This window comes from Tomitella gaofuii (genome assembly GCF_014126825.1).
Classification (GTDB): domain Bacteria; phylum Actinomycetota; class Actinomycetes; order Mycobacteriales; family Mycobacteriaceae; genus Tomitella; species Tomitella gaofuii.
This window is the reverse complement of the sequence record NZ_CP059900.1, coordinates 1,320,730-1,334,980: the sequence shown is the minus strand read 5'-3', so window position 1 is coordinate 1,334,980 and position 14,251 is coordinate 1,320,730. Positions and strand designations below refer to the sequence as shown.

General features: G+C 70.1%; 12 protein-coding genes. 4 read left to right on the top strand and 8 right to left on the bottom strand.

Features of this window, described 5'->3' with window-relative positions; all coding sequences use genetic code 11:
• Window positions 1-17 precede the first annotated feature (17 nt).
• Complete coding sequence (locus H4F70_RS06075; RefSeq protein ID WP_182359390.1) at window positions 18-1,394, bottom strand: NADP-dependent succinic semialdehyde dehydrogenase; 1,377 nt, start codon at window positions 1,392-1,394, stop codon at window positions 18-20.
• 174 nt (window positions 1,395-1,568) lie between these two features.
• Here H4F70_RS06075 and H4F70_RS06070 point away from each other — a divergent pair, with 174 nt between their 5' ends.
• The 4 genes from H4F70_RS06070 (at window position 1,569) to phoU (ending at window position 6,851) form a co-directional block, all read left to right on the top strand.
• Window positions 1,569-2,519 (top strand): acyl-ACP desaturase, encoded by a 951-nt coding sequence (locus tag H4F70_RS06070; protein WP_182359388.1) that lies wholly within the window; start codon window positions 1,569-1,571, stop codon window positions 2,517-2,519.
• A gap of 28 nt (window positions 2,520-2,547) precedes the next feature.
• Window positions 2,548-3,702, top strand: a complete 1,155-nt coding sequence (gene dusB, locus H4F70_RS06065; RefSeq protein WP_268968387.1) for a tRNA dihydrouridine synthase DusB — start codon at window positions 2,548-2,550, stop codon at window positions 3,700-3,702.
• Window positions 3,703-3,909: 207 nt separating this feature from the next.
• Window positions 3,910-6,069, top strand: a complete 2,160-nt coding sequence (locus H4F70_RS06060; RefSeq protein ID WP_235681365.1) for an LCP family protein — start codon at window positions 3,910-3,912, stop codon at window positions 6,067-6,069.
• Between the two features lie 113 nt (window positions 6,070-6,182).
• Window positions 6,183-6,851 (top strand): phosphate signaling complex protein PhoU, encoded by a 669-nt coding sequence (gene phoU, locus H4F70_RS06055; RefSeq protein ID WP_182359384.1) that lies wholly within the window; start codon window positions 6,183-6,185, stop codon window positions 6,849-6,851.
• Between the two features lie 97 nt (window positions 6,852-6,948).
• On the opposite strand, the gene H4F70_RS06050 is transcribed toward phoU, so the two are convergent.
• The 7 genes from H4F70_RS06050 to H4F70_RS06020 all read right to left on the bottom strand — a co-directional run bounded on the left by H4F70_RS06050 (window position 6,949) and on the right by H4F70_RS06020 (window position 14,141).
• Window positions 6,949-8,040: a class I SAM-dependent methyltransferase gene (locus tag H4F70_RS06050; protein WP_182359382.1), complete on the bottom strand. Its 1,092-nt coding sequence runs from the start codon at window positions 8,038-8,040 to the stop codon at window positions 6,949-6,951.
• Between the two features lie 173 nt (window positions 8,041-8,213).
• Window positions 8,214-8,990 (bottom strand): phosphate ABC transporter ATP-binding protein PstB, encoded by a 777-nt coding sequence (gene pstB, locus H4F70_RS06045; RefSeq protein ID WP_182345971.1) that lies wholly within the window; start codon window positions 8,988-8,990, stop codon window positions 8,214-8,216.
• Between the two features lie 85 nt (window positions 8,991-9,075).
• Window positions 9,076-9,993 carry a phosphate ABC transporter permease PstA gene (gene pstA, locus H4F70_RS06040; RefSeq protein WP_182359380.1) on the bottom strand — a complete coding sequence of 306 codons (918 nt, stop codon included), beginning with the start codon at window positions 9,991-9,993 and terminating at the stop codon, window positions 9,076-9,078.
• The gene (gene pstC, locus H4F70_RS06035; RefSeq protein ID WP_182360217.1) at window positions 9,990-11,039 is read right to left on the bottom strand and encodes a phosphate ABC transporter permease subunit PstC; all 1,050 of its coding nucleotides are present in this window, start codon (window positions 11,037-11,039) and stop codon (window positions 9,990-9,992) included. The genes pstA and pstC overlap by 4 nt, the downstream gene beginning before the upstream one ends.
• A 16-nt stretch (window positions 11,040-11,055) precedes the next feature.
• Window positions 11,056-12,141: a phosphate ABC transporter substrate-binding protein PstS gene (gene pstS / locus H4F70_RS06030; RefSeq protein WP_182360216.1), complete on the bottom strand. Its 1,086-nt coding sequence runs from the start codon at window positions 12,139-12,141 to the stop codon at window positions 11,056-11,058.
• 243 nt (window positions 12,142-12,384) lie between these two features.
• Complete coding sequence (mshD, locus tag H4F70_RS06025) at window positions 12,385-13,344, bottom strand: mycothiol synthase (RefSeq protein ID WP_182359378.1); 960 nt, start codon at window positions 13,342-13,344, stop codon at window positions 12,385-12,387.
• 92 nt (window positions 13,345-13,436) lie between these two features.
• A complete protein-coding gene (locus H4F70_RS06020) occupies window positions 13,437-14,141 on the bottom strand; it encodes a winged helix-turn-helix domain-containing protein (protein WP_182359376.1) in 705 nt (234 codons plus the stop codon).
• Window positions 14,142-14,251 lie beyond the last annotated feature (110 nt).

Sequence of the window (14,251 nt, the reverse complement as noted above, 5' to 3'; positions counted from 1 at the left end):
ATCCGCCGGGGACGCGGCTACTCGCCCACCCACACCGTCTTGGCGTTGCAGAATTCTCGGATGCCCTCGGCGTGGAGCTCGCGACCGTATCCGGAGCGCTTGACGCCGCCGAACGGCAGCTCCGGGTACGACGTCGTCATCCCGTTGATCGTCACCGCGCCGGCCTCCAGATCGCGGATGAACCGGGCGCGCTCGTCCGGGTCCTCGGTCCATGCCACCGCGCCGAGCCCGAAATCGACGACGTTCGCCAGCGCGACGGCCTCGTCGATGTCCGTCACCCGATACAGCGACGCGACCGGCCCGAACACCTCCTTGTAATAGATGTCCATCTCCGGTGTGATGCCGGTGAGGACGGTGGGCGGGTAGAACCATCCCGCTCCGTCCAACCGCTTGCCGCCGCACAGCGCCTTCGCCCCGGCCTCGAGCGCCGGATCGACGAGCGCCTCGACGTCCTTGCGTCCCTGCTCGGTGGCGAGCGGGCCGATGTCGACACCGTCCTCCATGGGGTTGCCGACGCGCAGCGCGTTCATGCCCGCGACGAACTTCTCGCTGAACTCGTCGTAGACGTCCACGTGAACGATGAACCGCTTGGCTCCGATGCACGACTGGCCGTTGTTCTGCGTACGGGCGAACACCGCAGTCTTCACCGCGCGGTCGATGTCCGCGGTCGGCATGACGACGAAGGGGTCGCTGCCGCCGAGTTCGAGCACCGTGTGCTTGATCTCGTCACCCGCGATCGACGCGACGGAACGCCCGGCGGGCTCCGAGCCGGTCAGCGTCGCCGCCTGCACGCGGGGGTCGCGCAGCACGGCCTCGACGCGGCGGGAACCGATGAGGAGGGTTTGGAAGCAGCCCTCGGCGAAACCGGCGCGCGTGAACACATCGCCGAGGTACTGCGCGCACTGCGGCACGTTGGACGCGTGCTTGAGCAGGCCCACGTTGCCGGCCATCAGCGCGGGGGCGGCGAAGCGCACGACCTGCCACAACGGGAAGTTCCACGGCATCACCGCGAGCACCGGGCCGATGGGCAGGTACTTCACGTAAGCGTCCCGCGCCTTGACGGCGGCCGTGTCCCCCGGGGCGTCGGCGAGGAACTTCTCGGCATTGTCGGCGTAGTACCGCATCGTCTTCGTGCCCTTGGCGATCTCGCCTCGGGCCGACTCGCGGGTCTTGCCCATCTCCACCGTCATCGTCTCGGAGAGCCCGTCGGCCTCCGAATCCATCAGGTCCGCCGCCGCCCGCATGAGGCGGGCACGCTCGTCGAAGCCGGTCAGGCGGTGCCGCAGATACGCCTCGTGCGCCAGTGCGATGCGCTGCTCGACCTCGTCTTCGGACATCTCGTCGAACTCGCGGACGAGTTCACCGGTGGTCGGATCAATGGTCGCGATTGACATCTGCGTCCTCCCGTCGCCAGGTTCCAGGCCGCCACAGCGCGGCCCCTGACCCCAGGATGCCCTTCCGCGCAACCGCGCACCGGCGTTCGTCGAATTCAACTCCCGGGACCCTTCCTCCGATACCTACGGTGCCGTAAGGTGGCCGTGTCCGGAATCGCGATCGGGAGGGAACCGATGACCAGCACGCTGACCGAGCTCGAATTGCTCACCGAACTCGAGCCGGTGGTCGAGGCCAACCTCAACCGACACCAATCGATGGCCAAGGAGTGGCACCCGCACGACTACGTCCCGTGGGACGAGGGCACCAACTTCGCGGCGATGGGCGGCGTGGATTGGGACGAGGAGCAGTCCCGCCTCGACCCCACCGCCAAGGCCGCGATGATCACGAACCTGCTCACGGAGGACAACCTTCCCTCCTACCACCGTGAGATCGCCACGAACTTCTCCCTGGACGGGCCGTGGGGCACGTGGGTGGGCACGTGGACCGCGGAGGAGAATCGGCACGCGATCGTGATGCGCGACTACCTCGTGGTCACCCGCGGCGTCGACCCGGTGGCGCTCGAACGCGCGCGCATGCAGCACATGATCACCGGCTACAACCCGCAGACCGACAAGGACATCCTGCACTCGCTTGCCTATGTGACGTTTCAGGAGCTGGCCACGCGCGTGAGCCACCGCAACACCGGCAAGGCCTGCGGCGACCCGGTCGCCGACCGCATGCTGCAGCGCGTCGCCGCGGATGAGAACCTGCACATGGTCTTCTACCGCAATCTGTGCGAGTCCGCCCTGGAGCTCGCGCCCGACCAGGCCGTGGGCGCCATCGCCGACATCCTCGAGGCCTTCGAGATGCCCGGACACGGCATGCCCGACTTCCGTCGCAACGCGGTGCTCATCGCGAAGAACGGCATCTACGACCTGGGACAGCACCTCAACGAGGTCGTCAAGCCCGTCCTGCGCAAGTGGAACATCATGGATCGCACCGACTACACCGGCGAGGGGGAGCGGCAGCGGGACCGCATCGGCGCCTTCATCGACGATCTCGAGGGCAAGGTCGAGCGTTTCGAAGAGACCCGCCACCGCGCCCTCGAACGCGATCGCAAGCGCCGGGAGTCGCTCGCCGGCTGAGTTCCGGCACAATGGACGGGTGCTTTCCCTGCAGACCCGCCCCGCCCCCTTGACCATCGGCCCGTTCGCGCTGCGCAGCCCGGTGGTGCTCGCCCCCATGGCGGGGGTGACGAACGTCGCTTTCCGCACGCTGTGCCGCGAGGTGGAGCAGGAACGGTCCGGCGGCGCCGCGGGACTCTACGTGTGCGAGATGGTGACCGCTCGCGCCCTGGTCGAGCGGCATCCGGTGACGATGCACATGACCACCTTCGGGCCGGACGAGTCGCCGCGCTCGCTGCAGCTGTACACGGTCGACCCGGCCACCACCTACGACGCGGCGAAGATGATCGTCGACGAAGACCTGGCCGACCACATCGACATGAACTTCGGCTGCCCGGTCCCCAAAGTGACGCGGCGCGGCGGCGGCTCCGCGCTGCCGTACAAGCGGGCACTGTTCCGGCAGATCGTGGCGGCAGCCGTCAGGGCCACCGAGGGCAGCGGCGTGCCGGTGACGGTGAAGTTCCGCGTGGGCATCGACGACGACCATCACACCCATCTGGACGCCGGGCGCATCGCCGCAGAGGAGGGCGCGGTCGCGCTGGCCCTGCATGCACGCACGGCCGAGCAACGCTATTCGGGGCACTCGGACTGGTCGCAGATCGCCCGGCTCGTCGAGCACGTCCCGCAGATCCCCGTGCTCGGCAACGGCGACATCTTCACCGCGCAGGACGCCTCGCGGATGATGGCGGAGACTGGTTGCGACGGCGTCGTCATCGGGCGCGGCTGCCTGGGACGGCCGTGGCTGTTCGTCGAGCTGGACGCGCATCTGAGCGGTCGCGAGATGCCGGTGCCCCCCACGCTCGGCGAAGTGACACGGATCATGCGACGGCACCTGGAACTGCTCATCGCCCACCACGGTGAACTCAAGGGCTGCCGCGAGATCCGCAAGCACATCGCCTGGTACCTTCACGGCTTCCCGGCCGGTTCGGAATTGCGGGTACAGCTGGCGCGGGTCACCGGCATGGCCGAGTTCGAGGACCTCCTGGGGCGCCTCGACCCGGACGTGCCCTTCCCCGCCGACGGCTACCAACCGCGCGGGCGGCAGGGGTCGCCGGGCAAGGTCGTCCTGCCCGAGGGCTGGCTGGACGACCCGGACGACGCGACGGTGCCGTTCGGCGCGGACGTGATGAACTCGGGCGGCTGATCCCTGGGTGGGCGTCACGGCACCGGAACCGGCCGATCAGTACGATGAGTGATCGACCGGACACCACGCCCCGGGTAGCGCCGGGCGCGGGCAGGACAGCGGGCAGGGCTGCCGTCGGCCGCGAACGGCGGCAAGGCGATACGCACACACCGGTGGCACCGGGCCACCATGGACGGCCGACGAGTCGACGAGCATGAAGGGCGGGCAGTGACAGACGATCACCGTTTCACCGCCCCCTGGGAGCGGCCCCTGTCGCGCATCCGCAGCGAGGAGATCCCTCCGGCGGACTCGCCCGCCGACCCCGACCCCGGCGGCGGGATCGCCGAGGACCGCGCGGGCCGCGGCGACGACGGCGGACGGCGCAGGCTCGGCGCGGCCGGCACGCACCCGCACGGCCGTGTCACCGTCGCCGACCTCATCGCACGCATAGGCCATCCGGGCCAGGCCCCCTCCTCCCCCGAAGCTTCGGCGCAGCAGGACCCCGGAACCCGTCAGGTCCCCGAGGACACGGACACGCAGGCTCCCGCGGACACGGCCTCGGAGAGCCCCGAATCGCCGGCCCCTCCCCCAGCTGCCGCGGCGCCCCCGGCTGCCGCGGCACCGCCGCGGAACGGACGACCGGCTGATGGAACCCCGCAGGATGGTCCCGAGCACGACGGCCCGGCACCGGAAGCCCCCGCTCTCGACGACGGCCTGGCGCACTCCGGCTCGCCGCACCAGGACCCGGACGACGACGAACCCCGTTCCGCACCGGAGTCCGCCTCGTGGATCCGTTCCGCGCTGCCGCTGAACATCCCGGGACGCCTCCACCACGACCGCGCCGACAATGGCCGCCACCCCAACTATTGGCTGCGCCTCAGCCACGTTGCCGTCGCCTTGGTGTCGGTGCTCTCCCTGGTGGTGACCGGCGCCGTGTGGAGCTACCTGCGCATCACCGACAGCCAGTACACCCAGGTCTCCGCGCTGGACCAGAACTCCGACGACGTGCGCAACCCCGCCGGGCAGTACGGCGATGAGAACTACCTCATCATCGGCACCGACACCCGCGCCGGCGCGAACGCCGACGTCGGCGCCGGCACCTCCACGCAGGTCGAGGGCGCCCGCTCGGACACGATCATGCTGGTCAACATCCCGGCCGACCGCAGCCGCGTCGTGGGCGTCTCGTTCCCGCGCGATCTCAACATCGACCGGCCTGCCTGCGAACGCTGGGACAACTCGTCCGGCACCTACACCGACGAGATCGTACCGGCGGAGGACGACGTCAAGCTCAACAGCGCGTACTCCTTCGGCGGCCCCCGGTGCCTCGTCCAGGTGATCCAGAAGCTCTCGGGGATCAAAGTCAACCACTTCCTGGGCATGGACTTCGCCGGCTTCGAGGCGATGGTCGACACCGTCGGCGGCGTCGAAGTGTGCACCACCAGGCCCCTGGTGGACGACGAATTGGGCACGATCCTGCCGGAGCCGGGCCCGCAGACCATCAGCGGCACGACCGCCCTGGAGTACGTGCGGGCCCGCAAGGTCGAGGCGGAGGGCAACGGCGACTACGGGCGCATCAAACGCCAGCAGATGTTCCTGTCCTCGTTGCTGCGCAAAGCCTTGTCGCACAATGTTCTGCTAGACCCGGGCAAACTGAATTCGTTCATCAACGAGTTCATCAAGGCCTCCTTCGGGGACAACCTCGACACGCAGGCACTCATCACGCTCGGCCGCTCGCTGCAGAACGTCGACGCCGATCAGGTCACCTTCCTCACCGCCCCCACCGACGGCACCGACGCCTGGGGCAACGAGACGCCGCGGCTGAGCGCCATCCGCGCCATCTTCGACGCGATCATCGACGACGAACCGCTGCCCGGGGAGCAACGCAAGGATACGAAGGCCGCGGCGGCCACCAGCGAAGCTCCCGTTCCCACCGGCGCCCCGGCGGACCCGGGCACCGGGAACGGCGCGGACGCACCCCAGGTGCATGCGATGTCGCCGGGGTCGATCCCGGTGCAGGTGAGCAATGCGTCGAGCATCAACGGGTTCGCCTCGGCGACCGCCGACGACCTCGGTGCCGAGGGGTTCCAAATTTACAGCGTCGGCAACCACACCTCGGACGTCCCCGGGACGGTCATCCAGTTCTCCGGCGACAACCTCGCGGCGGCGGCCACCGTGGCCTCGGCCTTCCCGGGGGCGAAACTGCAGCGCACCAGCGGGTTGGGTTCGATCGTCGAGGTACTGCTCAGCGACAACTCCCCGCAATCCATCATCAGCCCGGCCGCCCCCGGATCGGTGCTCAACCCGGTGCTCGCCGGGGACAGCACCGAGTCGGGATCGGTGCCGTTGGATGTCAGCGTCGTCAATGCGGGCGACGTCAGCTGCGGCTGACCGACACGGGACCGGAGGTCACCCGCCGACGGCCCGCGCGGCGGACCGGACGTTCACCTCGAATTCACGGCGACCGAACCGTCCCGTCGGCATGGCCGCCTAGGCTGGGGTCCGTGCGAACCTTGTATACCGAGCAACTCGATCAGCTCTCCACCGGCCTGGCGGAGATGTGCGGTCTCGCGGAAGACGCCATGGACCAGGCCACCGAGGCGCTGCTCCAGGCGGACCTGCCGCTCGCCCGGAAAGTGCAGTCCACGCGGCCCGTATTCGACGGGCTGGCCGCGCAGTGCGAGGAGCAGGCGTTCGCGCTCCTCGCACTGCAGGCTCCGGTGGCCGGGGACCTGCGCCAGATCGTCAGCGGCATCCAGATCGTCGCCGACCTCAAGCGCATGGGCGCTCTGGCGGCGCACATCGCGAAGGTCGCCGAGCGGAACCACCCCGAGCATGCGCTTCCGGAGGAGGTCGGCGGACACGTCGCGGAGATGGGCCGCATCGCGGTGGCCCTCGCCGACGCGGCGCGCGAAGTCCTCGTCACACACGACCCGCAGCGTGCGCGCGGACTGCAGGCCGAGGACGACGCGATGGACGACCTGCACCGCCACCTGCTCACTGTGCTGATGGACCGGGAGTGGCGGCACGGCGTGGGGACGGCGGTGGACGTGACACTGCTGGGCCGGTTCTACGAGCGCTTCGCCGACCACGCTGTCCAAGTCGCCCGCCGGGTGGTGTTCCTGGCGACGGGCGAGATGCCGGATCAGATCGTCGACCACGAACTGCTCTGAGCCCTGTGACGACCAGCGCGCGCGGTCGTCGGACCCACCGCAGGGGTGACCGTCCCGGCCGCGTCCCCCGATCGGGGGCACGGGCCCGTCGACGTACTCACGGGTCCAGGCGGTAGAAGCGCCACAGATCGTGCGATACCGAAAGCGTCGTGCACCGGCCGTATCCGGCCTCCCGGGCCCAGCGTTCGACCGTCGGCCGTCGTAGGACCGTCCCGGTGGCCGCCGACCCCGGGGTGCTCTTGCTGTCGGCGAGGCATACGAACAGACTGAATCCGTACATCAGGCGTTCCACGTCGTCGCCCGGGGCCTCGAACGCGTCGGCAACCTTCATGTCAGCGACCAGCACGGTGCCGCCCGCTCCGGCGAGGCCACGCATCGCCGCGAGTGACTCCACCGGAAACGGCAGATCGTGGAGGCATTCCAGCGCGGTGACCAAGTCGTATCGGAGATCGGTACGCATCGTGGCGATATCCGCGCAGTGCATCCGGATGCGGTCGGCCATACCCGCGTCCGCGACATTGCGCCGCGCGAGCTCGACGGACTCCGCGTCCAGGTCGAACCCGTCGACGACGATAGTCGGGAACCCGCGCGCAAGCGCGATCGCCGACCACCCCGCCCCGCAGCCGATGTCGGCGACCCGCGCCGGCTGAGCCCCGGCCAGGCGGGACCGGACATCAGGCAGTGTGCCGAGCCAGTCGTCGACGAGCAGCCGCTCGAAGCCGGGACGGTTCAGGTCGGCCTCGGACTCGCGCATATCGGCACCGAATTGCGACCACGGCACCCCTCCGCCTGTGCGGTAGGCCGTGGCGAGCGCCGGAAGCTGACGGCCGGCGGCGGCGAGCTGACGCGCCAGCGGCGCGAGAAAGTCCAGACTCGTGCCGTCGCACAGCACCTCGGTCACACCGTCGACAGGGCTGTACCGCCTCTCGCGGGGCGCCGCCGTGGGGTCGGCGACGTTGAGCAGGCCGGTGACCGCCTGCTGTTCGAGCCACTCGCGGGCGTATCGCTCGTCAGTACCCGAGGCCTCCGCCAACTGCGGCGAGGTGAGCGGGCGCCGCACGAGCAGACGGTAGTAGCCGAGGCTGTCGCCCAGTGCAATCGAGAGGAGATCGATAGTCGCCACCGCGCTCGCGAGCACCCGCTCCGCGAGCTCCCCCGCGGGCGCGGCATTCGTGGTCGAATCCGTCATCGCTGTGCTCCGGCGTCCCGCAACATCCGCCGCGTCGCCGGGCACCGGGTCTCCGGGGATCGGGTCTCCGGGCACCGAATCACCGACCCGGCAGCATCACGGATGAACTGTGCTATACACCATACCCTCCGCGACCCATCCTGGTCCCCGCACACACACTACGGTCGGCCCCGTCACCCGAAACGGCCCGAGATGTAGTCCTCGGTGGCCTGCTGGGCAGGGTTGGAGAAAATCGTCTCGGTATCGTCCACCTCGACCAACCGGCCGGGCAGCCCCACGCCCGCGAGGTTGAAAAAGGCGGTCCGGTCGCTCACCCGCGCCGCCTGCTGCATGTTGTGAGTGACGATGACCACCGTGTACTGCTGCTTCAGCTCGGCGATGAGTTCTTCGACCGCGAGCGTCGAGATGGGGTCGAGAGACGAGCACGGCTCGTCCATGAGAAGCACCTGCGGCGAGACCGCGATCGCGCGTGCGATGCACAGCCGTTGCTGCTGCCCGCCCGAGAGTCCGCCGCCCGGCGCGCCGAGCCGGTCCTTCACCTCGCCCCACAGATTCGCCCCGCGCAACGCCTGCTCGGTGATCTCGGCCAGCGCGGACTTGTCGCGCATGCCCTGCAGACGCAGGCCCGCCACGACGTTCTCGCGGATCGACATGGTGGGGAAGGGATTGGGACGCTGGAACACCATGCCGATCGTGCGGCGCACCGCCACCGGGTCCACGCCCGCACCGTAGATGTCCTCGTCGTCGAGCCGGATGCTGCCCTCCACGCGCGCGCCGGGAGTCACCTCGTGCATCCGGTTGATCGACCGGAGCACGGTCGACTTGCCGCAGCCCGACGGCCCGATCAGCGCGGTGACGCTGTGCGCCGGCATCGTCAGGTCGACGTCGGCCACGGCGTGGAAGTCGCCGTAGTGGATGTTGACGTTCTGCAGGTCCACACGCCTGGTCATCGAGGGCCCTCCTTCTCGAGATGTGAATCCGGGGAACGCTCCCCGGTACGGATTGCGGCGGGGCCCGCCGGCCCCGCCGTCGGACTCACCTGTTGCCGCCGCGCACCGTGGACCGCCGCGCCAGCAGCGTCGCCGCGATGCTGAGGACGGCGACCATGCCGATGAGCGTGAGCGCCGAGCCCCACATGCGGTCCGCGCCGACAGCGCTGGGGTTGTTCATCTGGTCGACGATCAGGCCGGGCAGCGTCCCCATCTCCCCCGACCCCAGGTCGAAGTTGATGAACGGCGCGTACCCGACGAGGATCAGCAGCGGCGCAGTCTCGCCGAGCACCCTCGCGACGGCGAGCATCGTTCCGGTGACGATGCCCGGCAACGCCGTGGGCAGCACCACCTTGGCTATCGTCTTCCACTGCGGGACGCCCAGCGCGTACGACGCTTCACGCAGGTCGCCCGGGACGATCCGCAGCATCTCCTCGGTCGACCGCACCACCATCGGCACCATCAGCAGCACCAACGCCAGCGACACCGCGATGCCCGACCTGTCGAAACCGAAGGTCACCACCCACAGCGCGTAGATGAACAAGGCCGCGACGATCGACGGCACCCCCGCGAGGACATCGACCATGAAGGTCGTCACCCGGCCGAGCCGCGACGGGCCGGCGTACTCGACCAGGTACACGGCGACGAGGATCCCCGCCGGTATCGCGATCGCAGAGCACACCAGGCCCTGCAGAAGCGTGCCGATGATGGCGTGGTAGACGCCCCCGCCGGGGGTGGTCGAGGACAGGCCGCTGAGCGAGTGGGTGAACCACGTCGACGAGGTGACCGCCGGCAGCCCCTTGGCGACGACCGTCCACAGGATCCAGGCCAGCGGAACCAGCGCCGCGGCCACACTCGCCCACACCAGTACGCCCGCCGCTCCGTCGACGGTGCGACGCCGGAGGGAGGTCGGGATGAACGACACGGACGGTCCTGCGGCCCGTACTCCGGAATCGACGGTCATGACCTGCCTCCGTTCCCGCGCGCCGCGATCAGCCGGGCCCCCGCGCCCACGACGAACGTGAGCGCGAACAGCACCAGCCCGGCGGCGATATAGGCGCCCGCCTGCAGTGCGTTGTTGAATTCCGCATAGCCGAGGGCGATCTTCGACGCGATCGAGGCGCCGCTGTCGAAGAGCGACCAGCCGAACGCCGCAGACGTCGTCTGCAGCACCATGTACAGCGCCATCGTCTCGCCGAGCGCCCGGCCCAGCCCCAGCATCGATGCTCCGATGAACCCGCTGCGGCCGAACGGCAGCACCGCGAGCCGCACCACCTCCCAACGGGTCGCCCCCAGTGCGAGCGCCGCCTCCACGTGCTCGCGCGGGGTCTGTGTGAACACTTCGCGGGTCACCCCGGCGATGATGGGGATGATCATCACGGCGAGGACGATGCCCGCGGTGAACACGGTGCCGCCGCCGGCGACGGATCCGGACCCGGTGGCGAACAGCGGGAACCAGCCGAAGGTGCTGTTCAACCACGTTGCCACCGGTTCCAACGCCGGCGCGAGCACCAGCAGCCCCCACAAGCCGTAGACGACGGACGGGACTGCGGCCAGCAGGTCCACGATGTAGGAGATCGGCCGGGCGAGACGGCGCGGCGCGTAGCGCGTCACGAACACCGCGATCCCGAACGACACCGGCATCGCCATCATCAACGCGAACGCCGAGACGAAGACGGTGAGCGCGAGCAGGTCGGCGATGCCGAACGCGAGGTGCTGGATGTCCGTCGTGGACCATTCGTGCGAGGTGAGGAAGTTGGCCTCATTGCGTTGCAGTGCGGGCACCGCGCGCCAGGCCAGGAAGATCCCGATCGCGGCCACCATCGCGGACACCCCGACCGCGGCCGCCGTCGTCGCCGATCGCAGCACGCGGTCGCCGGTGCGCCCCGTCGACTCGGCCCGCGTCCGGCGCCGGTCGAACCGCCCGCCGCTGCCGTGATCTCCACCGTCCGCCCCGCCGGAACCGTGGGCGCGCGTCCGCGTACCCACGGTTCCCGGCTGCCGAAGCATCGTCGTCATCTTCCGATCAACCGGCCGTGATCGAGTCGATCGCATCGGTCAGCGTGGAGCGCAGGTCGTCGGGCAGCGGGACGTAGCCGATGTCCGCGAGCCCCTTCTGCCCCGGCCCGGCGGCGACGTTCAGGAACGCTTTGACCGCGCCCGCCGTCTGCTCGTCGTAGCCGCTGCCGCAGACGATCTCGTAGGTGGCCAGCACCAGCGGGTACGCGCCGGGTTCCTCGGTGCCGTAGATCGACGTCAGGTCCATCGCGAGGTCGTTGCTGCCCGGGTTGACGAACTCGACCTGCGAGATCGCGGTCGCCGCGGTCTGGGGGGTCAGTTCCACGGGCCCGGCGCCGCTGTCGATCCGCGCGGTCTGCAGCCCGGACTGCGTGGCGAACGACGCCTCCACGTAGGTGATCGACCCTTCTGCGGAGGAGACGGCCTGCGCCACTCCTGCCGAGCCCTTCGACCCGTTGCCCACGCCGCCGACGAAGTCGGAACCCGCGCCCTGTGTCCACACGCCGTCCGACGCGGTCTCCAGGTAGGTCTGGAAGTTGTCGGTGGTGCCGGACGAGTCGGAACGGTAGACCACGCCGATCGGCATCGCGGGCAGTGCGGCGTCCGGGTTCAGCGCGGCGATCGACGGATCATTCCACATGGTGACCTGGCCGGAGAAGATCTTGGCCGCCGTGGGCCCGTCCAGCACCAGCCCGTCCACGCCGGGCAGGTTGTAGGCCAGCGCCACGGGACCGAACACCATCGGGAGGTTCCACACCTCGCCGCCGCCGCAGCGGGCCATCGCCTGCTGCTGCTGTTCGCCCGTGATCGCCGAGTCCGAACCGGCGAAGTCGACCTGGTCCGCGATGAACTGCTTGCGGCCGTCTCCGGAGCCGCTCGCCGTGTAGGCGAGATTGGCGCCCTGGTCGCCGCATGCCGCGATGTAGGCGGCCGTGAACTGGTCCATCGCGTTCTTCTGCGCCGATGAACCGGCCGCGGACAGTGCGCGCGCGTCGGTGCAATCGACCTGGAAGTCCTGTGCGGCGGCGGCCGCCCCGGTGCCGGCCGCGGCGGCGGCACTGTTGTTGTCGCTTCCGCATGCCGCGACCGTCATCACCGTCGCGGCGGCGAGTCCCAGTGTTCCGATCGTCCGTCCCGCCGCGGCGGTCCGACGATTCGCCCGGCCCCGTCGCGTCGCGCGGCCGTTCTGCAGCTGTGGTGTCTGCACTCGTTCCCCTCGGTTCGCATCGACGGCGACCTGCCGTCGATGCGAACGTTAAAAGCCGGGGATTACCGCGCCACAGCGCAAGAGTGAACGCCCGCGGAACTGTGGGTGACCATCATCGGCGGTCCGCCGTCAGCTGGACCAGCCGTAGGCCACGTCGGCGCGCGAACGCGTGAAGCCCAGCCGCGTATACGTGTTGACGGCGGCGGTGTTGTCGCCCTCCACGTAGAGCATCACCGTGTCCAGCCCCAGGTCGCGCAGGTGCTCGAGGCCGACGAGCGTGAGCACCGCCCCCAGACCGCGCCCCTGCGCGGCCGGGTCCACACCCAGCACGTAGACCTCCCCGAGGGGCGGTGCGTCGCCGTGCGCCGGGTGGACCTTCGTCCAGTGGAAGCCGAGGAGGGCCTCGGGACGCGCCTCGTCGAACGCGAGGAAGATGCCGTCGGGGTCGAACCAGGGCTGAGCGCGGTGCTCGGCGAAGTCGTCGCCGGTCCACCCGCCCTGTTCCGGGTGCCAGCTGAAGGCGGCGTTGTTGACGCGCAACAGCTCCGCCTCGTCGTCGTCGCGGAAGCCGCGGATCGTGACGCCGTCCGGTACGCGCAACGACGGCAGGGCCGGGTCTGTGAGCGGACGCGCGAGCTGCAACAGTTCCCGCCGGACGTCCATGTCCATGCGCTCGGCCACCGCGCGCGCCGCCGCCCCGTCACCGTGCGCCCAGATGCGCCCCTGCGAGCCGGCCTCCGCCGTGGCGGCCTGCAGCAACGCCGACGCGATGCCCGTGCCCCGTGCGTCCGGCACCACGAACGCCTCGACCATCGCACGCGGGGTCTTCGGCGCGTCGATGTTCGCGTAGGCCAACAGCCTCCCGGAGGCATCACGCACCAGCAGGTGCAGCACCCCGTCGCCACCTGCGAGGCTGCGCATCGGGCCGTCGCCGATCGGTTCCACCCCGTCCACTCGGGTCGTCACAGCGACCGCCGACCGCACCGCATCGGCCTCCTGCTGCGTCAACTGCGGCGTGCGCCGCAACTGATGGCCGCCCGCACCGCCCCGTCCCGCGGCGCCTCCCGTGTGATCCTGTGGACCAGACATTCTCCCGACCTCCTCGCACAGGTGCCGCGTCGGCTCCACCGCGCGGCACGCATCCAACGGCGTGGGTGCGACCGGCGCCGGATCCTGCGGCGTCAGTCGCCCGGTTCGCGTGACCCCGGCTGCGGAACCGACTTGTACCCCACATTCCGAACGGTACCGATCATCGACTCGTATTCGCTGCCGAGTTTCGCGCGCAGGCGGCGGACATGCACGTCCACCGTCCTCGTGCCGCCGAAGTAGTCGTACCCCCACACCTCGTGCAGCAGCTGCGCGCGGGTGTACACGCGTCCGGGGCTGTGGCAGAGGAACTTCAGCAGCTCGAATTCCTTGTAGGTCAGATCCACCGGACGGCCGCGAAGCCGCGCGGTGTACGTCTCCTCATCGATCACCAGCTCCCCCAACGTGACCGTGGACGCTGCGGCGCCGTCCGGCTCGCGAGACCCTCCGCCTCGGGCAGCACGCGCTCCGAGCAGGCGCAGACGGGCGTCGACCTCCGCCGGGCCCGCGGAGGACAGTACGAAATCCGCGAGCGCCCACTCGGCGTTCAACGCGATCGCGTCGCCCTCGGTGACGACGACCAGAACCGGCACCTCCGGCACCGCGGCCGCCAGGGAGGCCGACGCTGCGCGCGCCCGGGGAAGATCCGTCAGCGCGTCGACGACGATCACGTCCGCGCGCACCGCCTTCTCCGGGGCGGCGGCGAGCGTGGAGACCACCTCGACCCCGTGTGCGAGCAGGCCGAGCGGCGGCAGCACTGCGGCCGCGTCGTCCGCCGCCGACAACAACAGCAGGTCCACCCGGACTCCCTCCCGGAGGCCATGGATCCCCCGGCGGCCCCGGCCGTCGCGGCCTGAACACTGCGTCCCGGGCGGGACCGCGGAAACCGGCCCCCGCGCGCACAGCGGAT

Excerpts from the sequence above, each read along its gene's own strand:
- pstB (WP_182345971.1), bottom strand. The coding sequence starts at position 8,990 with ATGACCAGGCGTGTGGACCTGCAGAACGTCAACATCCACTACGGCGAC.
- H4F70_RS06070 (WP_182359388.1), top strand. The coding sequence starts at position 1,569 with ATGACCAGCACGCTGACCGAGCTCGAATTGCTCACCGAACTCGAGCCG.
- pstS (WP_182360216.1), bottom strand. The coding sequence starts at position 12,141 with ATGACGGTCGCGGCATGCGGAAGCGACAACAACAGTGCCGCCGCCGCG.
- H4F70_RS06075 (WP_182359390.1), bottom strand. The coding sequence starts at position 1,394 with ATGTCAATCGCGACCATTGATCCGACCACCGGTGAACTCGTCCGCGAG.
- H4F70_RS06050 (WP_182359382.1), bottom strand. The coding sequence starts at position 8,040 with ATGACGGATTCGACCACGAATGCCGCGCCCGCGGGGGAGCTCGCGGAG.
- pstA (WP_182359380.1), bottom strand. The coding sequence starts at position 9,993 with ATGACCGTCGATTCCGGAGTACGGGCCGCAGGACCGTCCGTGTCGTTC.
- pstC (WP_182360217.1), bottom strand. The coding sequence starts at position 11,039 with ATGCTTCGGCAGCCGGGAACCGTGGGTACGCGGACGCGCGCCCACGGT.
- mshD (WP_182359378.1), bottom strand. The coding sequence starts at position 13,344 with ATGTCTGGTCCACAGGATCACACGGGAGGCGCCGCGGGACGGGGCGGT.